The following is a 24,283-nucleotide window of genomic DNA, read 5'->3' on the forward strand; positions in this document are numbered from 1 at the left end:
CGCCCGATGTCACCCAGCCCCACACCGATGGGAAGGCCAGGTACCGCCGGTGCACCACACCCCCCACCCCGTCCCCACTCCACGCGCGTCCACCGAGACGGCCATGGGCAGCGCCGAACGGGCGCCCCGCATCCGGCCCGCCTCCTTCGCCCAGCAGCGACTGTGGTTCCTGGCCCAACTCCCGGGCGCGAACGCCGCGTACAACGAGACGATCGCCTTCTCCCTGACCGGCCCGCTCGACCGCGACCTGCTCTCCCGTGCCTTCGACGCCCTGACCGACCGTCATGAGACGCTGCGGACACGGCTGGTGGCCGGGCAAGGGGATGTACGCCAGCACATCGACCCACCGGGCGCGGGGTTCGCCCTGGCCGTTGAGGACCTCACCGCCGACTCCGACTCCGACGCGCGAGTGGCCGCCCGCCAACTCGACGAGGCACAACGGCCGTTCGACCTCGAAGCCGGCCCGCTCGGGCGTGGCCGCCTGCTCGTCACAGGGCCCGAACGCCACGTACTCCTGCTGACGTTCCATCACAGCATCTACGACGGTGCCTCGATGAACGTCATGATGGACGAACTCGGGCAGCTCTACGAGGCGTTCGCGGCAGCCGCGCCCAATCCGCTGCCGCCGCTCGCGGTGCAGTATGCCGACCACGCCGGGGCCCAGCGCCAAGCCGTCCTGGGCGGCGCGCTGGCCGCCCAGGAGGACTACTGGCAGCGCGCGCTGCACGACGCGCCGCCGGTCCTGGAACTGCCCACCGACCGACCCCGGCCGACGGAACAGCAATACGAGGGCGGGCGGGCCGAGTTCAGCCTCGATGCCGAGGTCACGGCCGGGCTGCGCGGTCTGGCCCGACGGCATGGAGCCACGCCCTTCGTGGCAGTGCTCACCGGGTGGGCGATTCTGCTGTCGCGGCTTTCCGGGCAGGAGGACATCGTTGTCGGCAGCCCGTTCGCCAACCGGCGCGGCCCGGGTGCGGCCGGCCTTATCGGTTTCCTCGTCAACTCCCTCCCGTTGCGCATCGATCTGTCCGGCTCCCTCACCGCGTCCGAGGCCCTCGCCCGCACCCGCGCCGTCGTACGCGAGGCACTCGCTCACCAGGACCTGCCCTTCGAGCGCATCGTCGAACTGGTCAACCCGCCGCGCAGCGCGTCCCGTACGCCGCTGTTCCAGACCATGCTGGCCTGGGTGCCCGAACGCCGGGACCTGTTGCACCTGCCCGGAGTCGAGGCCCTGCCGCTGTCGATCGCCCACGCCCCGGCCAAGTTCGACCTGGCCGTGTCGGCGACCGAGTCCGACGGCCGTATCACCGGGTACCTGGACTACGCGACGGCCCTCCTCGACCACGCCACCGCCGAGCGCTGGGCCGGACATCTGCGGCACCTGCTCACCGACATGGCCCGTCACCCCGAACGGGACATCCGCGCCCTGCAGTTGATGGAGCCTCAGGAACGCCGGCGGATGTTGCTCGACGGAGACGCCACACAGCCGGAAGCCCCCGGGCAGGTTCCGCACGCGGCGTCCGGACTCGTCGAACTCTTCGAGGCCCAGGTACGCGAGCGCCCCGGGCAGACCGCGGTCGTCGACCGGGACCGCTCGCTGGACTACGCGACACTCGACCGCCGCGCCAACCACCTCGCACACGCCCTCGTCGCCCGGTCCGTCCGCCCCGGCGACGTGGTGGGCCTCCACGCGAAGCGATCCTGCGACCTGGCCGTAGGCATCCTGGGCATCCTCAAGGCGGGCGCCGCCTACCTCCCGCTCGACCCGGGACAGCCCTCCGAACGCCTCGCGAACATGGTCGAGGACGCGGCCTGCCCGGTCGTGCTGAGCGACCACGACAGCACGGAACGCGCCCCGGAATGGCTCGACTTGAGGACCGTAGAGGCCGAGGGGGAGGCCGAGGGAGAAGCTGAAGGAGGAGCTGCGGGAGCGACCCGGCAGGGGCCGCCCGCGGGTATCGCTCATACGCCGGACCGACTGGCCTACGTGATCTTCACCTCCGGGTCCACGGGGAGGCCCAAGGGCGTCGCAGTGGAACACCGCAGCGTCCTCAACCTGTTCGCCACCTGGCATGCCCGCATGGGCACCGCCCCCGGCGAGGTCGGCTCCGCCTGGTCCAGCATCGGCTTCGACGCCTCGATCCACGAACTGCTGCTGCCCCTGACCACCGGTGGCCAACTGCACATCGTCCCCGAGGACTTGCGCGGCGACCCCGAGGCATTGCTGGCGTGGATGCGTGAACACGCGGTGACCCAGGCGTTCCTGCCGCCCGCCTACGTCAAGTGGATCGACGAGGACCCCGCCGTACGACTGCGCGGGCTCCAACTGCGCACGTTGCTGACGGGAGTCGAGTCGCTCACCGAGGCCGCCCTGCACCGCATGACGCGGCATCTCCCCGGCCTGCGGATCTGTTTCGGCTACGGGCCCACCGAGGCGACTCTCTACAGCACCGCCTACTACGACCCCCGCCCGTTGGAGCGACCGTGCCCCATCGGCCGTCCGCTGCCCGGCACCCGTATGTACGTGCTCGACAGCCGCATGGAACCGGTCCCGCCCGGCGTGGTGGGAGAGGTGTACCTCGGCGGAGCATCGCTGGCCCGCGGCTATCTGCGCCGCCCCGACCTCACCAAGGAACGCTTCCTGCCCGATCCGTTCGTGCCCGGCGAGCGGATCTACCGCACCGGAGACCTCGCCCGGCGCCTGCCGGACGGCGAGGCCCTCTACCTGGGGCGCGCCGACGACCAGGTCAAACTCCGCGGCTTCCGGATCGAGCCCGCGGAGGTCGAGGCGGCGCTCATGGCGCTGCCCGGCGTCCGCGAAGCCGCGGTCCTCGTCGACCACGACGCGGCAGGCCAGCCCCGCCTGGTCGCCGGTGTCGGCCGGGGTACGGCACCGGCCCGCACCACCCACGACTGGCGCACCGCCCTCGCCCGCCGACTGCCCGACTACATGATCCCCGCCGTCTTCCTCGACCTCGACGCCCTCCCGCTCAACCGCAGCGGCAAACTCGACCGGCCCCAACTGCTGTGCCTGGCCCAGGAGTCGACCTCCCACCAGGTCAACACGGCCAGCCCGCGCGACCACGTCGAACACGGCCTGTACCGGATCTGGCAGCACATCCTGCTCCACCCCGACATCGGTGTCAGCGACAACTTCTTCGAAATCGGCGGGACTTCGCTCTCGGCCATCAAGATGGCCCACGCCGTGACCGAGATGTTCGGCCGACGACTTGCCGTGGGCGAGGTGATGACGCGGCCCACCATCGAGGCACTGGCCGAACTGCTCCGCGAGGACGCCACCTCCCGCGCCCCGGGCAGCCTCATCGAGTTCCGCCCCGGCACCGGCCCACGAGTGGTCTGCGTCCATCCCGCAGGCGGCACCGCCTTCTGCTACCTGCCCCTGGCCGCACTCCTGCCCGAGAACATCGGGCTGTACGGCGTCCAGTCCCCGGGAGTGAATCCTGGTGAGGACCTCCTGCCGAGCGTGGAGGCCATGGCCGAGGAGTACCTGCGACTGATCGAACCCGACGACGAAACCCCACTGGTCCTGACCGGCCTCTCCTACGGCGGCCTCGTGGCCCACGAGATGGGACGTCTCCTGGCCCGTGCCGGCCACCGGGCCGTGAGCGTCGTTCTCCTCGACACCCAGGCCACCGACGACGTGTCCGCCCGCGCGGAGATCGGCGCCGTCGACGCGGCCGAGTTCCGCGACAAACTCGTGAGGTTCAACGGGATGTACCCCGGCATCGACGACGCCCAGGTCGACCGCTACTTCCACCTCTACAACCACAACCGGCTCACCGCCCGCGAACACCTCCCGGCAGCCTCCCCGGCGCGCCTGATCCTCGCCCAGGCCGTGCCGGACGGCATCGACACCCCCTTCCACGCCGAGGTCCGTGCCTTCTGGCAGCGCCGCGCCGAGGGCGACTACCACGTCGAGACGATGGAGTGCGACCACTGGGAGATCCTGGAGGGCGTCGGAGCGACCCAGGTCGGCGCCCTGCTCGGTGCTGAACTGGCCTACCACACCGCTGAGTTGGCGCTTCCGATATGGGAGGCGTGATGGACCTCCGTACCGTCCGCAGCGTGTCCCCGGCCCCTGCGAGATCCGTCTCCCTCGCCGAAGCGGTGCTGGGCCAGGCTCGCCGTACCCCCTCCGCCGTCGCCGTCGAGGACGGCAACCGAGTCCTCGACTACGCCGAACTCGAACGCGCCAGTGGCAGGGTCGCCGCACGACTGCACGCTGCCGGAGTGCGCCCCGGCCACGTGGTCGCTGTCCACCTGCCCCGTTCCTGGGAACTGGTCTGCGTCATGCTCGGCATCCGTCGTGCCGGGGCCACCGTCGTCCCCCTCGACCGGCTCAGCCCGTCCGACCGGCAGCGCCACATCCTCGACGACTCGGGCGCCGTCGCCGTCGTCCACGACAGCGGGCACCCGCCCCAACTGCCGCAACACGTCTCCGCGTTGGACGCCCGCCTACTCCTCGCCGGTGACGGGTCCGGCCTGCCAGCCGTAGCACCGGGGCAGCCAGGCGACCCTGCCACGGGCTTCGTCTTCTACACCTCCGGCAGTACGGGGCACCCCAAGGGCGTCGAGGTCACCGACGACGGAGTGCTGCGCCTGGCCCGGCCCGGCTACCTCGACCTACGGCCCGGCGCCCGCTTCGCCTGCCTGGCCAACCCCGCCTTCGACGCGCTCAGTTTCGAGGTGTGGGTCCCGCTCCTGACCGGTGGCGTCTGCGTCGTACTCGACGACGCACAGGTGCACAGCGCGCCCCGACTGGCCGGGGTGCTCAGCGAGCGTCGCGTCGACACGCTGTTCATCACGACGGCCCTGTTCAACGCGGTCGTCGAGCAGGTGCCCGACTGCTTCGCCACCACCGCACACGTACTGGTCGGCGGCGAGCAGCTCAACGCACGGATCATCCGCCGCTGGTACGAGACCAACCCCGCCGCCCGCACCGTCCTGCACAACGTGTACGGGCCGACGGAGGCGACGACCTTCGCCCTGTGCCACCCCATCCCACGGGATTTCGACGGCGACACGATCCCCATCGGCACCCCGCTGCCCGGCACCGGCATACTGCTGCGCACCGAGGACGACCGCACCGCCGAACCGGGCGAGGTCGCCGAACTCCTCCTGTCCGGCCCGGCGTTGGCCCGCGGCTACCGCAACCTCCCGGAGCAGACCGGGCGCAGCTTCGTACGACTGCCGAACGCCGGGGACGGGGAACGGCGTTGGTATCGCACCGGCGACCTCGTGCGCCAGGACACCGAAGGCCGGGTCACCTACGTCGGCCGGGCCGACCGCCAGGTCAAGGTGCGCGGCTTCCGCATCGAACCGGGCGAGGTGGAGCGGCAGATCCTGGGCAGGCCCGCCGTCCGCCAGGCCTACGTGTGCACCCGCCGCGACGACGCCGACCGCAACGAACTGCTCGCCTTCCTCGTCCTGGGCGACACACTCTCCTACGACACCTACGACCGTCACCTCGCCGCCGCCCTGCCCTCCTACATGCGCCCCCACCACACGTATCTCGTCGCCGAGTTGCCGAGAAACGCCAACGGCAAGGTCGACCAGGCGGCCCTGCTGCGCGACGCCCGCACCCCGTGGCGCGACACGCTCGAAGACGACGCGCCCGTCAGCGCCGAGCAACGGCGGGTGCTGGAGATCGCCGAGGACATCCTCGCCGTCAACGGCCTGCGCCCCGGCGACCGTTGGGCGGCCAGCGGGGGAGACTCGCTGAAGGCGCTGCGCTTCCGTTTCGAGATCCTCGACCGTTTCGCCGTCGACCTGCCGCACGACCTGGTCCTGCGGGCCGACTTCGCCGCCCTCGCGGACGCCGTGCACGCCCCGGACACGGCCGCGGGAGAACACCCACCGGTACCCGGCCCCTCCGGCGCGGCGACCGCACCGGCCACCAGCGAGCAGGAACGGCTCTGGCTCCTGCACCAGCGAGTGCCCGAAGACCGCGCCTACGACGTGCCGTTGGCCTTCCGCGTCCGGGGCCGCGTCGACACGACGGCCCTGCACCGCGCGGTGCGCACCCTGGTGGAACAGCATGTCGCCCTGCGCACCCGGCTGGTCCCCACCCCCGACGGACTGCTCCAGCAGACCGGCGCCCCCTACGACCCGTGGCAACCGCTCGAAGCCCGTCCCGGGGAGGAGTGGCAGGACACCGCCGACCGGTTCTTCGACCGCCGCTTCGACCTAGCCGACGCCCGGATGATGCGGGCCGCCTGGGTGGCACAGGACGACGGCGGACTGCTCCTGCTGCACCTGCACCACGTCGCCGTGGACGGCTGGTCGCTCAACCTCCTCCTCCAGGACCTCACCGACGCCTGCACTACCGGCGGCGCCCGGCCGTCCTCCGCCCTCACGCCCCTGGACCTCGCCCACTGGCAGCGCGCCTGGCACACGAGTCCCGCCTACGAGGACCGTCGCGCGCGACTGCGCTCCCACTACCATCGCGACGGCGAACCGTCACCCGCACTGTCGGCCCCCGACGCGCCACGGGCCCGCCTGCTGCGCACCTCGCTCGACGTCGTCCGCCGCGGCGCACTGGACCGACGCGCCGCACAACTCGGCCTGACCCGCTTCCAGTTGCTGGTGTCCGTGTTCGCCGCGAGCGTCTACGGCGTCACCGGGCAGGACCGTCCACTGGTCGCCACACCCGTGGCGAACCGGCCCCGGCCCGAATTCGCGGACACGGTCGGCATGTTCGCCAACACCGTGCTCCTGGACCTGCCGATGGAGCCGCACCACTCACTGGACGCCCAGCTCTCGGCCCACGCCGAAGCCGTGCGCGCCGTCCTGCACGACCAGGAGGTCGCCCTCGCCGACGTCCTCGCGGACCACGCCTTCCGTGAGCGAACTCCGTTGTTCGACTACCTTTTCGTCCTGGAGAACACCGACTTCTCGGCACTGCGCCTGGACGGCTGCGAGGTACGGCCGCTGTGGCCCGAGCCGCTGGGCGCCAAGTGCGCCTTCACCCTGTCGGTCGTGGAGCACGAGGGCGGGTTCGACTGCCTGTGGGAGTACCGCGACGACATCGGCACCGAACGCGCCGAAGCCGCGGCCCGCCTCTTCCGCAAGGCACTCGACCACCTGACCGGCGACAGCAACCCGACCCTGCACGAACTGGTCGCCGACTACCGCAGTTCCCTGCCCGACCACGGCCAAGGCCCCACGCGGGAACCGGACTTCGCCACCATCGCCGACGGCTTCGCCCGGCAGGCGGCCCACACCCCGTACGCCCCGGCCGTCACCGAGGGCGAGTCGACCCTCACCTACGCCGAACTCGACGCACAGGCAGCCGAGTTGGCGAACGTACTCCGCACCCGCCTCCCGGCCGATCCCGCCGCCCCGGCAGCCGTGGCGCTCTACCTCCAGCCCTCCGTCGCACACATCGTGGCGCTCCTGGCGGCGGCCCGACTCAACCTCACCGTCGTACCGCTCGACCCCGCCTACCCGCCGCCCCTCCTGCGGCATGTGCTCGACCAGGCCGACCCCCTGTGCGTGCTCGTGGCACCCGAGGACGAAGACGTCCTCGCCGCCATCGCGCCACCGTCCCTGCCCCGGCAGGTCCTCACCCTCGCCGACACCCCCACCGCGGTGCCCCAACTGCCCCCGCACCAGGGGCTGCGCCCGCTCTACACCCTGTTCACGTCCGGCTCCACCGGCACTCCCAAAGGCGTCCAGGTCCCCGACCGGACCCTGTGCAACCTGCTGACCTGGCAGCGCACCGACGGCGGCCTGCGTGAACCCGCCGTCACCCAGCAGTTCTCCATGCTCTCCTTCGACGTCTCCTTCCAGGAGATCTTCACCACCCTGTGCTCCGGCGGTCTGCTGCGCCTGGTCGAACCCGCCTGGCGGCACGATGTCCCGTCCCTCCTGCGGGAGTTGGAGACCGGCCGAGCGGAGCGCATCTTCCTTCCGTACGTCGCTCTGCAACTGCTCGCCGAACACGGCGTGCGTACCGGACAGTTCCCGTCCCGACTGCGCGAAGTCGTCACGGCGGGGGAGCAGTTGGTGTGCACCGACGCCATCCGCCGCTGGTTCGCCGGCCTGCCGGACGCCCGCCTCTTCAATCACTACGGCCCGACCGAGACCCACGTCGTCAGCGGGCTGTGCCTCGACGGTGACTCCGCCGCCTGGCCGCTGCGCCCGGCGATCGGACGCCCGGTGGCGAACGCCGTCCTGCGCGTCGTCGACGGAGGCGGCCACGCCGTCCCTCAGGGCGTCACCGGCGAGTTGCTGATCGGCGGTCCGATGGCGAACCGCTGCTACCTCGACGACGACACGGCACACCACGACCGCTTCACCGACGACCCCGACCTCGGGACCTTCTACCGCACCGGCGACCTGGCCCGGTACGACGCGCAGGGTCTGCTGCACTACGCCGGCCGCGACGACAACCAGGTCAAACTCGGCGGGTTCCGGCTGGAGTTGGGGCAGGTCGAGGCCGCGCTGCTGCAGTATCCCGGTGTGACCCACGCGGTCGCGGCGGTGGCGGACGGGCGGCTCGTGGCATGCCTGCAATGCCGGGGCGGCGACCCCGACCCGGCGGACCTCGCGGAGCATCTGTCCGGGCTGCTGCCGGCGTACGTACGCATCGGGCGTTTCCGTCGCCTGACCGAACTGCCCCGCACGCCCAGCGGCAAGCTGGACCGCCGGGCGGCACTCACCGTCCAGGGCCGTGAGCTGCGCCCGGCGGACGCGACCACCCCGAGCCTGTCACCACGCGAAGGACGGCTGGCGGAGCTGTTCGAGACGGTGACCGGCAAGGCGATCGGCGTGCAACAGCGGTTCTTCGACGCGGGAGCCACCAGTCTGGACCTGATGCGCTTCCAGCTCCGCTGCGCCGGCGAGGACGAACTCGCCTTCACCGTGCCGGAGTTGTTCGAGCACGTAAACCTCCGCGCACTGGCCCGCCTCATCGAGGGACGCGCATCGGAAAGCACCGACACGACTGTCGTCATCCCCGGCGCCCCACGGCCGTCGGGGGAGCGGGCCGAGGAACCCATCGCCGTCATTGGCATGGCCGTACGACTGCCGGGCGCACCTGACCTGGCCGCCTTCTGGGACCTGGTCGTCTCCGGCCGCCGAGGCATCGAGCACTTCCCGACCACCGACGGGCGGGTCGGCGCCCGCAGCCAGCTCGCGGGGATGCTCGCCTTCGACCCGGGCCGCTTCACCATCAGCCCGCACGAGGCCCGGCTGATGGACCCCCAGCAGCGGCACCTCCTGATGAACTGCGTCGAGGCACTCGCCCACGCCGGCATCGGAGACCCGACGGCCCACCGGGTCGGACTCCTGGCCGCGTGCGGGGAGAACACCTACTTCCAGAACATGCTGCGCGAGGCCGACCCCGCCGAACTGCCCGACACCTTCCGGCTCGCGCTGCACCACGAGAAGGACTTCCTGGCCACCAAAGCCGCCTACCACCTCGGCCTGACAGGCCCCGCGTTCACCGTGCAGTCGGCGTGCTCCAGCTCGCTCGTCGGCGTGCACGTCGCCACCGGGCTGCTCCGGCAGGGCGACGCGGACGTGATGCTCGTCGGCGGTGTCCTCGTCGACGCCGACCTGACCGACGGCTACACGTACCGGCCGCAGCACATCTTCTCGCCGGACGGCCGCTGCCGGCCCTTCAGCGCGGACGCCGCCGGCACCGTCGGGGCCAGCGGCACCGGCGTGGTCGTCCTCAAGACCCTCTCCGCCGCCCACCGTGACGGGGACACCGTCTACGCCGTCGTCACGGGCTCCGGCATCAACAACGACGGTTCGGACAAGCTGAGTTACAGCGCTCCCGCCCTGGCCGGGCAACGCGCCGCGATCCGCACCGCCCTGCACCGCAGCGGCCGTACCGGTGCCGACCTCGGTTACGTGGAGGCCCACGGCACCGGCACCCGTCTCGGGGACCCGGTGGAGGCCGCCGCGCTGCGCCAGGCGTACGGCCTGGCGGACGACGCGCGCGTGGCGCTGTCCTCCGTGAAGAGCCAGATCGGGCACCTGGGCGCCGCCGCGGGTGTCGTCGGAATGGTGCGGGCCGTCCTCGCCGTGCACCACGGGATCGTCCCGCCCACGGCGGACTTCGACCGATTCAACCCCGAGATAGACGAAGGGCCGTTCCGCATCCCGGTCGCGGCCGAACCCTGGCCGCAGGCCGGACCGAGGGTGGCCGCCGTCAGCAGCTTCGGCATCGGCGGGACCAATGCCCATCTGCTGCTGGAACAGCCCGACACCCCGCTCGACCGACGCACCGTGGACGAAGCCGTGCCGTGCCTGACGCTGTCCGGCAGTTCCGCGTCCGCCGTACGCGCGGACGGACGCCGTATCGCCGCCTACCTGCGCGCGCACCCCGACACCTATCCACAGGTCATCCGCCACCTCCAGGCCGGTCGGCCCGCGCTCGGCCACCGGGCCGCGGCGGTCTGCCCGGACGCCGCCTCCGCCGTCGCCTGGCTCGAATCGCTCACCGACGTCACGGCACCGCACCCGCGGACCGGCATCCCGACCCAGGACCGGGACGCCCGTGCCCTCGTCGAGGCATGGAACGCCGGACACACCCTCGTCTGGCCCGAGGGCCCCGCGCCCGCACCCTGGGACTTCCCACCGCCCGCCTTCGACACGGCGGAGTACGACTTCCCGCGCACATCGGAGGCAGTCCGGACCGCCGTGCCCGACTCCGCGCAGCCGGCCGTACCGCGGCGGCTGCCCGCCGACCAGTGGCTGCACCAGCCGCTCTGGACACGTCTGCGCCGAGCCCGCACCGGCGCCCACGAACCGCGGCGCACCGCCGTTGTAGTCACCGCACCGGACGCGGACGGTGCAGCGTGGCGGTTCCTGGAGCGGCACTACGCCCGTGTGGTGACCGTGCGCGCCGGGGACACCTTCACCCGCCTCGACGACAACCACTACGAGGCCGATCCCACCGACTCCGGGCAGCTCACCGCCCTGCTGGAGCAGGTCAGTCGGCGTACCGGACCCGGGGTCGACTGGCTGCACGCACTGCCGCTCGCCCTCGACGGCAGCCTCGACGAACACACCCTGGAGGTGGCCCAGTGGGCCTGCCTCGACACCGTCGCGGCGCTCGCCCGCGCCCTCGCCGACGTCCCGGACACCGAACGGCCCCGCGCCTGGTTGCTGTCCCACGGAGCGCAGCCGGTCACCGGCCCCGTCCGCACCCCCGAGGCGGGCCTGCTCGCCGCCGCCCTCGAAGTGCCCCGGCAGGAACTGGGCGTGACCCTGCGCTGGACCGACCTGCCAGGATCCCGCCCGGCCGACTGGGCGCGACACCTGCCCGACCTGCTCCTGGACGACACGATCGCCGAACCGGCGACCGGCCTGCGCGACGGCTTCTGGTGGCAGCGCACCCTCCAGCCGGTCCACGCCCCCGAGTCCCCAACGGCCGCCGTCCGCACGGCAGTTCCCGGCATCCACCTGGTGCTCGGCGGCACCGGCGGCATCGGCACCACCCTGGCCGCACGCCTCCTGGAACACCCCGGCAACCACGTGGTCCTCGTCGCCCGAGGGACCGAGACACCGCCCGCGCTACGACCGTACGAGGACCGCGTCACGCTGGTCCCGGCCGATCTCGCCACGGACGACCTGAGCACGGTCGAAGACCGCCTCGCCCCGCACCTCGACGGCCTCGCCGGCATCGTCCACGCCGCGGGCACGGCAGCCGGCGGGCTCCTCGCCCGCCGCGACCCCTTCACTGCCCGCGGTGCCACGGCCGCAAAACTGCGCGGCGCCCTGCTCGTCGAGCGGCTCATCGCCGAGCACGACCCCGACTACGCCGCCTACTGCTCGTCAATGGCAGCCCAGTTCGGGGGAGTTGGGCAGTTCGACTACGCGGCGGCCAACGCCTGCCTGGACGCCTACGCCCACCACACGCCCCCCGGCGGCGACGACGCCACCGTCCGCATGAGCATCGGCTGGGACGCCTGGCGGGACGTCGGCATGGCACAGCACGCCCTGACCACCGACCCCCGCCACCAGGAACACCTGAAGGCGGCACTCACCCCCGAGGACGGCGCGGCTGTCTTCGAGCGGGCCCTGCACCTGCAGTTGCCGCACCTGATGGTCAACACCACCCCCTTGCCGGAAGCCCGTTTCTTCTACGAGCCGCTCCCCGACGCCCGCCCCGTGCCCTCCGCGCACCCCGCACCCGGCGACCCCACGGCCGGACTCACCGAGATCGTGCTCGACCTCCTCGGCGTGGACACCGTCGACCCGGAGGCGGCGCTGTACGACCTGGGCGCCGACTCGCTCACCCTGCTGGAACTCATCGACGAGGTGAAACGCCGCTACGGCACCGACATCGACCTGTCCCGGCTCAGCCACCGGGTGAGCCTCGCCGAGATCCTCGGCCACCTCGACACCGGCACGCGTGCGTCCGCCGCGGTGGACGTCGAGGTGTGGCAACGCGGGCCGGGCCCGGACGTGCTGTGCCTGGTGCATCCGGTGGGCGGCGACATCCAGGCCTACCGGCCGCTGGTGGCGGCCCTGCCCGACGAACTGACGGTCTGCCTCATCGCCGACCCGAAGCTGCGCGACCCGGCGCAGCCCGCCCGCTCGATCGCCGACCGTGCCGCGCACTATCTGGAAGCCGTCCGCAACGCGTTCCCGGACCCCAACGCCCGCCTGAGTCTGGCGGGTTGGTCGTTCGGCGCCTGGACCGCCCTGTCCATGGCGGCACTCGCCGAGACGGACGGCCGACCCGTCGAAGCCGTCCACCTCCTCGACCCGCCACCACCCGGCGCCGGACAACGGCTTGCCGCCTACGACGAACGGCAGGTGGACGCCGTGTTCGCCCGCGAGCTGAGCGGCAACGGCAAAGGCAATGGCGGCGGACGGCTGACGGAGTCCGGCCGCGCCTACGCGGAACGCCTCGCGCACTGCTGCCGGACCAACCTCGCGGCCATGGCCGAGCACCGGCTGCCGCGGTTGGAGCGGACGCCCGCCGAGGTGTGGCTCGCCGAACGCCCCGTAGAGGAAGGCATGTTGGCCCCGGAACCGACCGCGCCCGACGCGTGGGACGCCCATCTGCTCCGGCCCCTCCGCCTCCACCACGTCGACGCCACCCACTACGAACTCGTCGCGGAACCCCACGTACAGGCGATAGCCGCAGCTCTCGCGGCGGCCCGGCCGGAGACGCATGCCGCCGCCCTGCCCCACCCCGTCGGACGATCCTGAGGAGGTCACCGTGCAGCACCCCTACACCCGCCTGCCCGAGCGGTCCTTCTGGCGCACCGCGGTCGCCGAACCCGACGCGCTCGACATCACCGACCTGTGGACGCCGAAGTTCACGATCGGCCAGGACGCCCCGGTCGTCACCGCCGGATCCTGCTTCGCCGCCCACATCGGACGAGCCCTCCTGGAGGAGGGCATGCACTGGTACGACGCCGAACTCCCACCACCGGGCCTCACCCGCGCGGAACGGTCGGCACGCGGCTATCGCCGCTTCTCCTTCCGGACCGGGAACATCTACACCGCCGCCGCCCTGCGCCAATGGGTCGCCTGGGCGCTCGACGAGGAGAAGCCGCCCGAGGAGGTCTGGGAGGAGGACGGAACCTTCCACGACCCCTACCGGCCCACCGTCGAACCGGACGGCTTCGCCTCGCCAGACGACGTGCTGCGCTCCCATGACATCACCCTCGCCGCCGTCCGCGCCGCCCTCACCAAGGCCGACGTCCTCGTCTTCACCCTCGGCCTGACCGAGGCCTGGCACGACACCCTGACCGGCACGGTGCTGCCGATGTGCCCCGGGACCGTGCGCGGCACCTTCGACCCCGCCCGGCACGTCCTGCGCAACCACACGGTGGCCCAGGTGCACAGCGACCTGACGTCCGTGCTCGCCCTGGCCCACGGGATCAACTCCCGGCTGCGCATGGTCCTCACCGTCTCCCCGGTACCGCTGACGGCCACCGCCACCGGCCGCCACGCCCTCGTCGCCACCACCCACTCCAAGTCCGTACTGCGCGCGGCGGCCGGACAACTCGCGGACGAGAGGGACGACGTCGACTACTTCCCGTCGTACGAGATCATCACCGGCTTCCCCTACCGGGCGGCCTTCTACGAACCCAACCTCCGCACGGTCACCCCCGACGGAGTGGCCTTCGTGATGCGGCACTTCTTCCAGGCCCTCCAGGGCCGGACCACGCCCATCACCCCCACTGCCGTCGACGGCGGAGAGGACCACTGGTGTGACGACGCAGTGCTCGACTACTACAACCCCCGCCCGCTTCCTCCTGCTCGGTGACTCGCACGCCGGTTGTGTCGGCCGCGCCGCCCAGGCCGCCGAACTGCCCTTCGTGGGCGGCCCGTTGGGCTCCGGGCGCGACTTCCTGGGCCCCTTCTTCGACACCGGCACCACCGACCTCACCTTCCGGCAGGCCGACACGCAGCGGCTGTACCGCCAGCACCTCCACACCCTCGACGTGAGCGCACTCGCCGGACTACCGGTACCGCTGGTGTGCACCTTCGGGCTCAGCGCCCACACAGTGGCCACCCGACAGAACTGGGACCTCTACCGCGACCGGCACGGCACCGTCCCGGACACCTTCCTGCACAGCCGCCTCTTCGCCGACCTGGTCCGCGCGACCGTCCGAGGCGCGCTCGCCTTCTACGACCACATCGCCGCGCTCGGCCTACGGGTACTGGCGCCACTGCCGCCCCAGCGGGTCCCCGGCATGTCCGACCCGAACGTCTTCTTCGCCGCACAGCACGTCCTCGTCGACGAACTCACCGCCCGTGACGTCGAGTTGGTGGACCTCCGGGCCCGCGTCACCGACGGCACCGGCCTGCAACGCCCCGCCTTCTGCCAGGCGGACGACACGATCCACGGCAACCTCGCCTTCGGGCGTCTCGTCGTGTCCGAACTCCTCGACCGAGGCCTGTAAGCCCGATACCCCGACTCCCGCTCACCCCCCCACTCCCGCTCACCCCACTCATGTCACGGAGGTCCCTCATGGAGGACTACGCACTCAAGGCCGTCGAGCGGCTCACCACCCGCCCCGCCGAGCCCTACGACACCCTGTCCGTCGCCCCGATCACCCCCCTGCTGGGCGCCGAGGTCACCGGTCTCGACCTGTCCCAGGAACTGACGCCCCAGCAGGAGAAGGAACTCAAGCACGCGTTCCACACCCACCACGTCCTCGTCTTCCGCGAGCAGGACATCACCCCCGAGGAACACAAGCGGTTCGCGGGCGTCTTCGGCGAACTGCACCCCGTCGCCCTCGCGCCCGAGGGATCCGACCCGTACATCCTGGAGATCAAGGCGACCAAGGAGTCCAAGGCCGTGGCCGGCAATGGCTGGCACTCCGACGGCACCGCCGACGCCGAACCCTCCCTCGGTTCGCTGCTGTACATCACCACCATCCCCGAGGGCGGCAGCGGCGGCGACACCGTCTTCGCCAACATGCATCTCGCCTACGAGCTGCTCTCACCGGCGCTGCGGAGCTTCCTCGAAAGTCTCACCGCCCTCCACGACGGAGCCCTGCCCTGGGTCGCCGCCGGACAGACCCCGCCGCCCGAGTACGAGGTGCCGCGCACCGAACAGCCCGTCGTCGTCCGGCACCCGGAGACCGACCGCAAGCTGCTGTTCGTCAACGCCCCCTACACCTCGCACATCACGCAGCTGTCCCGCACCGAGAGCGACGCACTGCTCGACATGCTGTACGCGCACATCGCCCGCACTCCGCTGCTGCACTGCCGGGTCCGCTGGCAGGAGCGCACCCTCGTCCTCTGGGACAACCGCAGCGTCCAACACCACGCCGTCTGGGACTACTTCCCGCACACCCGGGAGGGCCGTCGAGTCGCCGTCAACGGCACCAGCCTGCAGGCCTGACCGGGTTCCCCGACGGAAGCGACGGTTCCCCATGCCCACGACCGCTGCCCCTGAGGCGTTCCTCACCGCCCTACGGAATCCCGCGCCCGAACCTCCAACGGCGGCCCTGGCCGGAGCGCCGCCGGCCACCTGGTTGTGGCGCGTCGCCACGGCCCTCCACGAGCAGCTGCCCACGGACACCCGGGAGGACTGGGCGACCCGCCTGTACGCCCTGCTAGGCGAAGGGCCGGAGACGAGCACCCTGTACGCCGCCCACGCCTGGCACTCCGACACCGTCCTGCCGCTCCTCGCCGAGGCGGCGCACGACGGGGACTCCTCCGCGTTCGCCGCTCTGACAGACCTGCACCGTGCAGCAGCACGGGGCAGGACGGCGGACCAGGACACCTGGAGGTCGACGCTCACCCCGGTGCTCCTACGCCTCTACGACGCCGCGTACGACCGGACGAGCGCGTACGCCGAAGCCCACACGGGCGCCCGCGACTACGCACTGGCCAACGGCTTCTCCGCGACCGAGGCCGACGGATACGGCCACGAGTACGCACGGCTGAGCAGCGACGCGAACGCGCGGTCCAGCGCCGAGGCCCACGCGGAGGCACTCGGCCCGGCGCTGGGGTGGGCGTACGCGACCGACGGGTGCGAGGCGTACGCCGACACGTATCCGGACGCCCAGCTCAGGGCCGTGGTCCGGGCGACGACCGAGCGGGGTGACTCGCTCTCTGCCCCGCGCCTGGCGGAGGGGCTTCTCTCGGCGCTGGACTGCGGGCCGAAGCCCTGACTTCCGGCGAGGAGCGGGGTCTCCACCGGGCCGATGTTGTTGCTCTTGAGGTCCACCGGCTACACGGACAGGTTGTGCAGGATGTCCGTCACCAGAGTGGGGTCCTCGGGGCCGAGGTGTCCGGCGTCGGGGACGTTGTGGACGCTGAAGCGGTTGTCCGGGGTGAGGGCGTCGGCCTCCGCGATCATGCGGTCCTGGAGTTCCGTGGCCACGGTCCTGTCCTTCCCGAACCGCAGGTAGGTGCGGGGAATCCGCCCCCATGTGTCGGCGCGGCCGACGGCCCGGCCGTCGTACGCGGTCATCGACTCGTCCGTCTGCATGCCCTCCAGCACCCGCAGGAACGCGACGTCCGAGTAGTCCGCGCAGATCATCTCCTTGAACACCGCGAGGTCCCGGCGGTCCGCAGTACGCCAGTTGAGGCGCAGTACACCCAACGCTCCGGGGTCTCCGACGAGTTGATCCATGGGAGTGATGGAGTGCTGTCCTTCGGGCGAGGCGGCGCAGGCGTTCAGGGACGGCATGCTGCGGCTCGGGCAGAAGGCGGCCATGTAGCAGATACGCGCGAGGAGTTCGGGTACCGCGTTGCCGACCCTGCTGACCGAGACGCCCCCCATGCTGTGCCCGACCAGCACCACGGGACCGCCGAGACGGGCGGCTCGGCGTACGACGTCGGTGACGCGCCGTTCGTAGTCGTCGAGGGTGAGCGCGGCCACGGGCGAGGGTTCCGTGGCGAGTGCACGCAGGTCCTGCGTCTGGTACGCCTTCGGCACGAACCGGTCGGTGCCGTGCAGCGGTTGGTCCACCGCGACGACACGGTGACCGCGGAGCGCCAACTCCCGGCCGATCGCCGTCCAGAACGCACCGGCGCTGTGCGTACCGTGGACCAGGACGTACGTGCGCACACCGGTGTGGGACCGTCCCCGCCTCCCGGCATCGGATGCCATGGCGGCCGGAGCGCCGATGCCCGCGGCGAGCGCGGCACCGCCGACCCCCGTCGCGACCCGCAGCGCGTGCCGTCGGGAGGGTCTGGTCGGGCCCGAAGTGTCCGCGTTCTCCGCGGCGTTCATGTCACTGATGTTCTTGTCGTTAGCCATGCCCATGACGCTACGAAGACGCTCGACGCCTCACCATGGCCCTACGCACCCGGCGGAGGGTGTACCCACGCACACCCCGGGCGAGGGCGGCGGACTTCCCCGCATGCCAAGGAGAAGGAGATGACGGCGTATGGCTGAGCAGCGGCTCATCCAGGTCGGACGGCTCCGTCGACGAGCGCCGTCGCGGCGTCCGAGCAGCCCCACGCCAAGGTGACTCCGGCGCTGCCGTGGCGTAGTCGTGCACGAGTCGCCGCACCGGGCCGCACGGGTGCGGGTCGGTCCATCCGGACGTGGATCTCGTCGTACGGACAGGGTGGACGGCGCACAACGTCACCGAGCTGATCGCTGGGAGGCTGGACGCCGCCTTCGTACGCCCGCCGCTGGACAGCGCGGACCTGGAGTGCCGACACATCGCCCGCGAGGAACTCCTTGTGGCCGTCCCCGCGGCCCACCCGCTCGCCCGCGAACGCAGGATCGCTCGCCGGAGCATCGCCGACGAACCCGTGATCCTGTGGCCCCGGGAGAACGCCCCCGGAATGCACGACGTGATCACCCGCCAGCTGTGGCCCGACGGCGGCCCGCGCATCGTGCGGGAGGAACCCGACGACGAGCAACTCCTCCTCAGCGTCGCCGCGGGCACCGGAATCGCGCCGGTGCCCGCCGGACGCGCCCATGCGCTGCGCATACCCGGCGTGCGGCTCAAGCGCGTCACCGCACCCACGCCCACCGTGGATCTCGCGCTGGCCCACCAGCCGCACCGCACCGCGCCGGCCCTGCGCGAGCTGCTGCGCCTCGTGGACGCACTGCCCGATCGGTCGACCGACGGAGCGTGAGGCCGTTCATCCCTGCCGCGGGCGCGGCCACGGCAACGCCCACCGTGCACGGCCCGGACGCCGGGCATGCGCACGGTCGGCCGGCGCTCGCACCGCGACGCGTCGGCGATCAGTCCGTCGGCGGCCCGTGCAGGACCTCCAGCGCGGTCACGGCCACATGCAGCTGGGTGCGCTCGGCGCCGGCTTCCAGATCGGCGCCCAGGAGCCGCTCGATGGTGTGCAGACGCTGGTAGAAGGCCTGCCTGGAGAGCCCCACGCGCTTGGCCGCGATCGACTTGTTGCCGGCGGCGTCGAGGTACTCGCGCAGGGTGGTGAGCAGGTCGCTGCCGTGCCGCGCGTCGTGCTGGACAAGGCGCCCGAGCCGTTGTTCGACGTACTTCTGGACCCGGACGTCGTCGCGCAGGGAGTAGAGCAGTTCCGGCAGGCCCACGTCGGAGGCGACATGGAAGGGGCGCCCGCGGGAGGTGGGGCCGATGGCGTCGGCGACCTGCTCGGCCTCGCGGAACGACCGTGTGACCTGGCCGAGTTCGGTGACACCCGGCCCGACGGCGACGACGGTGTCCTCCCCGAACGTGGCCCGCAGGTCACGCGCGATGCGTTCCACGACGGGCTGCCACGCGCTCGCGCGGGCCAGCGCCATGAGCAGCCCGGTGCGACGCGCGGACAGATCCCCCACCAGCGCCTTCACACCGGACGTGAGGAGCCCTTCGGCGAGGTGAGCGCTCACCGAGGTGTCGCCGGCCCGCGCCCCCGAGTGGTCGACGACGACCGGGAGGAGGCGGTGGCCGGTCGTGGGGAGTCCCAGCGCCTCGGCCCGCAGCCGGGCCTCGGTGCGGCTGCGATAACGCCAGTGCAGCAGATCGAGCAGGACGGAACTGTGCGCACGCCGGTCCCATTCCGGGGAACCGGTGAGCCGGGCCAGGGTGAGCGCGGTCGCTGCCTGCTCCAGGATCATCGTGTGCTCCGGACCGAAGGGCGGCCCGGCCGCGAGGGGCAGCATGATCAGCCGCCCCCACCGACTACTCCGCTCCTCGACCGGGGCCACGAGCCACCCCTCGGGCCCGCTGACCGCCGCCCGGTCCGGTGTCTCCGCGGCACGTGAGCGGCGCGGCCAGGCGTCCAGGACCTGCCCGTCCGCGCGACCGGCGACGGCCCAACCCACGGCGTGATGGATCAGGTTCTCCAGCACGACCGGACACCCCGCGAGATCCGCGGCGGTCTGCACGAACTCCTCCGGTTCGGCACCGCGCAGAGTGAGCGACGTGAACAGCTCGTGCACGTGCTGCGCGCGCCGCAGCAACTCGCCCTGCGCGTCCAGGATCAGAGCATGCACGGTCTGCGTCACTTCGATGAACCGCACCCCGCGCGCCAGCACGATCAACGGCAGATCACGCTCCCGGCACGCGGCGACGAGATCCGGGGGCGCCTGCTGATACCGGCGCCCGAGTTCCACGACCAGCCCCGCCACCCCCACGTCCGCCAACTGGTCGACGTAACCGCGCAGTTGGGTCGGATCCGACGGATGGGGCATGCCCGTGGTGAGGACCAGCTCGCCGCCCTCCAGGAACGAGGCGGGGTCGAGCAGCTCGGTGACGTGGACCCACCGGACCGTGCGCCCCAACTGCCCTTCACCGGCGGCCACTCGGGGCAGTCCGGCGGCGATGACGGGAAGGCGCAGTACGTCGGCGACCGTGAGGAACGGCATGGGCGCGTGCTCCTCCGGAGGTGCGGCGGTGTGGTTCCGGAACACTCTGGGGGGTGGGGCGCGTGCAGCGCAAGGGCGAACGGCGCTGCTCAGACCCGGTTCACATCAGCGCCGCGAAAGGGGCGCGGGGAACGGCGTGAGCAACCACATCGAACCGTCACCCGCCAACACACCAGTAGCCCCAAGGCGAAAAGGCGAACGCACCCGGCGCCCGCCTCAGGGCCGCCGAGCGACAAGATCCGCAACCGTGGCGATCGGCGACGTCCGCACACGCCCACCCGCCTCATGCAGATCCGCCAGCCGATAAGCCACGTAAAGCCCCCGCACACCGAGCCACCGCAACGGCTCCGGCTCCCACGTACCGGGCCGATGCCCGGTCCACGGCAACCGGGTCAACCGGGACTTACGCCCCAACACCAGATCGGTGAGCGTCCGGGCGGCAAGGTTCGTCGAGGTCACTCCATGCCCCACATACCCCCCGGCCCAGCCGAGCCCGGTCACCCGGTCGAGCCCCACCGTCGCCGACCAGTCCCGAGGCACCGCAAGTACCCCGCACCACGCATGGTCGACACGGGCGCCCGCGGTCTGCGGCAGCACCTTGTGCAGGGTTTCGGTCAGCTCGCCGATAGTGCGGTCGGCCACCCGCCCGTCGGAGTCGGTCCGCGACCCGAACCGATACGGCACCCCACGCCCGCCGATCGCGATCCGGTCGTCCGGCGTGCGCTGAGCGTACAGATGACCGTGCGCGGTGTCGCCGAGGGTCTCGCGGCCGGCCCAGCCGATCTCCTCCCACACCCCCTCCGCCAGCGGCTCGGTGACGATCATCGAGCTGTTCATGGGCAGCCAGGCCCGCCGCAGCCCCTTCAACGAAGAGGTGAACCCCTCGGTGGCGCGCAGGACGACCGGCGCGGACACGGTGCCGTGCGCGGTGACTGCGCGCCCGGGCTCGACGACGGTGACAGGGGACTTCTCGTAGAGAGTCACACCGAGTCGTACGACCACGTCGGCGAGCCCACGCACCAGGGCGGCGGGCTGCAACCGGGCGCAGTGCGGTGTCCAGGCCGCCGCGGTCATCCCCTCGATGCGGATACGGTCCGAGGCCTCCTCCGGCGTGAGCATCACGGAGTCCGTGACACCCCACTCGTGGTCGGCCTCGGTCTTGTGCCGCAGCCGGTCGGCCTGGGCCGGTGTCCGGGCCACCCGCAGGGTGCCGCCCTTGACGATGTCGGCGTCGATACCCTCCCGTTCCGCGACGGCGATGATCTCGTCGACGGCCTCGTTCATCGCGCGCTGGTAGTCGAGCACCGCGTCCCGCCCGTACTGCTGGGCGAGCCGGTCACGGGCCCCGGGCACCAGCCCCGACGCCCAGCCGCCGTTGCGTCCGGACGCGCCGAAACCGGCGAACTCGGCCTCCAGAATGGTGATCCGCAGCGTCGGGTCGGCCAGTTTCAGGTAGTACGCGGTCCACAACCCGGTGAGACCCGCGCCCACGATGCACACATCGGCGTCGCGGTCGCCGGGCAACGCCGGTCGTGGAGTGGGGAGTTCACTGAACCAGTGGGAGATCCGGCCGTTGACCGGACCGGGCCGGCCGAGCGTGGTCGCGCTCACGGGGTGTTCCTTTCGAAGCGGCGGGTGTGCGGGTGCCGGGAGGGTCAGACGCCGAGCAGGCCGGGCAGCTCGGACAGGTCCTTGATCTCCTCGTACGGCTGGAACGCGGCCGAGCCCGGGAAGCCGTACCGGTTCACCCAGATCCGCCGCATGCCCGGGTACCGCTTGGTCGGCATGATGTCGTACTCCCAGCCCTGGGCCGTGTGGACGATGTCCTCCGGGCCGCGGCCTGTCGCCTTCATCAGGTACTCGAAGGCCTGCGGCAGCGGCTTGTACGCCCCGGCCTGCTCGGCGGTCAGCACGTAGTCCCACTCGACGCCCAACTCGTCGACGGCGTACGAGATGAGGTCGTCCTCGCTGTTGGAGAGGATGGCGATGTCGTACTCGCCCTTCAACCGACGCAGTGCGTCCGGGACTTCACGGAACGGCTTGAACTTCTTGATGGCCTCGATCAGTGCCTCGCCGTCCTCGTCCCGGTACTCCAGGCCGTGCAGCAGCATGACGTTGCGCAGGGTGCTGCGGACGATCTCGCGGTAGGGGCGGTACGCGTCGACGACGCCCTGGAAACGCATGACGTACGCGTCGTGGTGGAACTGGTCGGGGTCGACGTCGAGTTCAGCGAGCCGGTCCTTGACGATCTCGTGCGTGGCGGCGCGGGTGTCGAAGTTGATGAGGGTGCGGTAGCAGTCGAAGCTGACGACCTTGCGCATGGAGTGAACTCCTTGATGGGGAAGGGGTGTTCAGAGACGTCGATGACTTCGGTGACTTCAGGAACGGCTGACGGCCTTGGCCAGACCCACGTCCTTCAGGGCCAGGTCCTTGGTCTCGGGGGCGAGGAAGTACGACACGACGAGTCCCGCGAGCGTGATCACGACCGCGATGCCCAGCGTGCCGCGCACGCCCAAGTCGTCGGCGGCGATGGGGAGGAGGAAGGTGGACGTGGCCGACCCGACCCGGCTCATCGCGGTCGCGATACCAACTCCCGTGGCCCGCAGATCGGTCGGGAACAGCTCGCTCGGGTAGACGAACTGCAGCCCGCTGCCCGCCGCCTCGAAGAACTGGAACGCGGCGAACAGGGTCACCACCAGGAACGCCCAGTGCAGCGGCAACACGGCCAGCGCGAGCAGCGAGACGGTGATGCACGCGAACGTGCTGATCAGCAGCGGCCGGCGGCCGATCCGGTTGACGACCACAAGCCCGAGGGCGATGCCCGCAACCGCCAGGGTGGTGATCAGCGCGCTGGCCCCGTACGTACTCTCCACACCGAAGGCCGACAGCATCTGCGGCTGGAAGGAGCGCACCGCGAACGCCGGAGCGACCTGACAGATCCAGAAGACGGAACAGAAGACGACCGGAACCGTGTAGCCGCGTTTGAAGATCTCGACGAGGTTGCCGAGCCCGGAACCGCCACGCTGCTCGCGGCGGGGTTCGGCGACGAGCTCGTCGGCGTCGATGTCGGGGCCGAGATGTTTGCGTACGACGGCCCGCGCCTCGTCGATCCGGCCGCGCGAGGCGAGCCAGCGCGGGGACTCGGGGATACCGGCCCGGAAGACGAGGAAGACCAGCGCCGGGACCGCGCCGGAGACCAGCATCCAGCGCCAGGCGTCGTCCCCGAGACCGGTCAGCGCCCAGCCCACCCAGTAGCTCACGCCGTAGCCGACCCACCAGGCCAGCACCAGGCCGGACAGCGCCGGACCGCGCAGCCGGCGGGGGACCAGCTCGGTGGTGAGGGCGGAGGCGATGGGGTAGTCGGCGCCGATCGCGACGCCGATGAGCAGCCGCAGCACCACGAGCTGCCAGGCCTCGGCGACGAAGAACTGCAGCGCCGAGAACACCACGAACGCGGCCAGGTTGAGGACGTACATCAGATGCCGGCCGACCCGGTCGGTGATCGGGCCGAAGACCGCACCGCCGATGAACACGCCGATCAGGACCGACGCGGCGACGAGGCCGGTCCACAGGGTGTCGAGGGCGAGTGCCGGGGTGATGAGGCCGAGGGCGACACCCATCACGCCGAGCAGATAGCCGTCACAGAAGGGGCCGCCCATGGCGACGGCCATGATCCGGCGATGGAAGGAGCTGACGGGAGCGTCGTCGAGCGACGAGCCCCCTTCGGTGGTGGAGGACGAGGTCACGGACATGCTTGAGGCTCCTGGGGACGCGGGGCGGAGGAGGTCGTGCGTCAAGCATTCGAATGCGTACGCCGCTGTACGCCGGAGGGACCGACAGGTCACCGAGGTGAGGGGGGAGGAGACGGTGAGGCGGTCCGGGGTTGGCAACACCCTGGTTCAGTGCGCGGCCACCGTCAATGAACACCGTGTTCGCTTCGCCACCGGTGGGTGGACAGTGTGTTCCGTGGGCGGCGTCCGGTTGACAGACCGTCCACACCGGGCGGGCCGGGGGAACACGTTGACC

The 24,283-nt window shown here is 71.6% G+C and carries 12 protein-coding genes; 7 read left to right on the plus strand and 5 right to left on the minus strand.

Going from position 1 to position 24,283, the window contains the following annotated elements:
- Positions 1 to 103: 103 nt before the first annotated feature.
- From AB0I69_RS32730 to AB0I69_RS32755, 6 genes are all read left to right on the plus strand, one after another.
- The gene (locus AB0I69_RS32730; RefSeq protein ID WP_363099487.1) at positions 104 to 4,063 is read left to right on the plus strand and encodes an amino acid adenylation domain-containing protein; all 3,960 of its coding nucleotides are present in this window, start codon (positions 104 to 106) and stop codon (positions 4,061 to 4,063) included.
- Positions 4,063 to 13,197 (plus strand): amino acid adenylation domain-containing protein, encoded by a 9,135-nt coding sequence (locus tag AB0I69_RS32735; RefSeq protein ID WP_363099359.1) that lies wholly within the window; start codon positions 4,063 to 4,065, stop codon positions 13,195 to 13,197. Before AB0I69_RS32730 ends, AB0I69_RS32735 begins: the two co-directional genes overlap by 1 nt.
- Positions 13,198 to 13,207: 10 nt before the next feature.
- Positions 13,208 to 14,263 carry a GSCFA domain-containing protein gene (locus AB0I69_RS32740; RefSeq protein WP_363099360.1) on the plus strand — a complete coding sequence of 352 codons (1,056 nt, stop codon included), beginning with the start codon at positions 13,208 to 13,210 and terminating at the stop codon, positions 14,261 to 14,263.
- Positions 14,208 to 14,903, plus strand: coding sequence for a hypothetical protein (locus AB0I69_RS32745; protein ID WP_363099361.1), 696 nt, complete (start codon positions 14,208 to 14,210; stop codon positions 14,901 to 14,903). The genes AB0I69_RS32740 and AB0I69_RS32745 overlap by 56 nt, the downstream gene beginning before the upstream one ends.
- Before the next feature lie 68 nt (positions 14,904 to 14,971).
- On the plus strand, positions 14,972 to 15,850 hold the full coding sequence (locus AB0I69_RS32750; protein ID WP_363099362.1) for a TauD/TfdA family dioxygenase: 879 nt from the start codon (positions 14,972 to 14,974) through the stop codon (positions 15,848 to 15,850).
- A gap of 31 nt (positions 15,851 to 15,881) precedes the next feature.
- Positions 15,882 to 16,625 (plus strand): hypothetical protein, encoded by a 744-nt coding sequence (locus AB0I69_RS32755; protein ID WP_363099363.1) that lies wholly within the window; start codon positions 15,882 to 15,884, stop codon positions 16,623 to 16,625.
- A gap of 59 nt (positions 16,626 to 16,684) precedes the next feature.
- Here AB0I69_RS32755 and AB0I69_RS32760 read toward each other — a convergent pair whose 3' ends face one another.
- Positions 16,685 to 17,719 (minus strand): alpha/beta hydrolase, encoded by a 1,035-nt coding sequence (locus AB0I69_RS32760; protein WP_363099364.1) that lies wholly within the window; start codon positions 17,717 to 17,719, stop codon positions 16,685 to 16,687.
- Positions 17,720 to 18,009: 290 nt separating this feature from the next.
- Between AB0I69_RS32760 and AB0I69_RS32765 the strand changes: the two genes are divergently transcribed.
- The gene (locus AB0I69_RS32765) at positions 18,010 to 18,552 is read left to right on the plus strand and encodes a LysR family substrate-binding domain-containing protein (RefSeq protein WP_363099365.1); all 543 of its coding nucleotides are present in this window, start codon (positions 18,010 to 18,012) and stop codon (positions 18,550 to 18,552) included.
- 109 nt (positions 18,553 to 18,661) lie between these two features.
- Here AB0I69_RS32765 and AB0I69_RS32770 read toward each other — a convergent pair whose 3' ends face one another.
- From AB0I69_RS32770 to AB0I69_RS32785, 4 genes are all read right to left on the minus strand, one after another.
- Positions 18,662 to 20,257: a PucR family transcriptional regulator ligand-binding domain-containing protein gene (locus AB0I69_RS32770; protein ID WP_363099366.1), complete on the minus strand. Its 1,596-nt coding sequence runs from the start codon at positions 20,255 to 20,257 to the stop codon at positions 18,662 to 18,664.
- Positions 20,258 to 20,473: 216 nt separating this feature from the next.
- Complete coding sequence (locus AB0I69_RS32775; protein WP_363099367.1) at positions 20,474 to 21,868, minus strand: FAD-dependent oxidoreductase; 1,395 nt, start codon at positions 21,866 to 21,868, stop codon at positions 20,474 to 20,476.
- A 44-nt stretch (positions 21,869 to 21,912) separates the two neighbouring features.
- Positions 21,913 to 22,578, minus strand: coding sequence for an HAD-IA family hydrolase (locus AB0I69_RS32780; RefSeq protein ID WP_363099368.1), 666 nt, complete (start codon positions 22,576 to 22,578; stop codon positions 21,913 to 21,915).
- A 57-nt stretch (positions 22,579 to 22,635) separates the two neighbouring features.
- Entirely contained in the window at positions 22,636 to 24,009 is a 1,374-nt protein-coding gene (locus AB0I69_RS32785) for an MFS transporter (protein WP_363099369.1), read from the minus strand.
- Between the last annotated feature and the right edge of the window lie 274 nt (positions 24,010 to 24,283).

This window comes from Streptomyces sp. NPDC050508 (assembly GCF_040655155.1).
In the GTDB taxonomy this organism is placed as follows: domain Bacteria; phylum Actinomycetota; class Actinomycetes; order Streptomycetales; family Streptomycetaceae; genus Streptomyces.

Coding starts and splice junctions, on each gene's coding strand:
- AB0I69_RS32730 (WP_363099487.1), top strand. CDS start 104: ATGGGCAGCGCCGAACGGGCGCCCCGCATCCGGCCCGCCTCCTTCGCC.
- AB0I69_RS32735 (WP_363099359.1), top strand. CDS start 4,063: ATGGACCTCCGTACCGTCCGCAGCGTGTCCCCGGCCCCTGCGAGATCC.
- AB0I69_RS32750 (WP_363099362.1), top strand. CDS start 14,972: ATGGAGGACTACGCACTCAAGGCCGTCGAGCGGCTCACCACCCGCCCC.
- AB0I69_RS32780 (WP_363099368.1), bottom strand. CDS start 22,578: ATGCGCAAGGTCGTCAGCTTCGACTGCTACCGCACCCTCATCAACTTC.
- AB0I69_RS32760 (WP_363099364.1), bottom strand. CDS start 17,719: ATGGCTAACGACAAGAACATCAGTGACATGAACGCCGCGGAGAACGCG.
- AB0I69_RS32770 (WP_363099366.1), bottom strand. CDS start 20,257: ATGCCGTTCCTCACGGTCGCCGACGTACTGCGCCTTCCCGTCATCGCC.
- AB0I69_RS32785 (WP_363099369.1), bottom strand. CDS start 24,009: ATGTCCGTGACCTCGTCCTCCACCACCGAAGGGGGCTCGTCGCTCGAC.
- AB0I69_RS32755 (WP_363099363.1), top strand. CDS start 15,882: ATGCCCACGACCGCTGCCCCTGAGGCGTTCCTCACCGCCCTACGGAAT.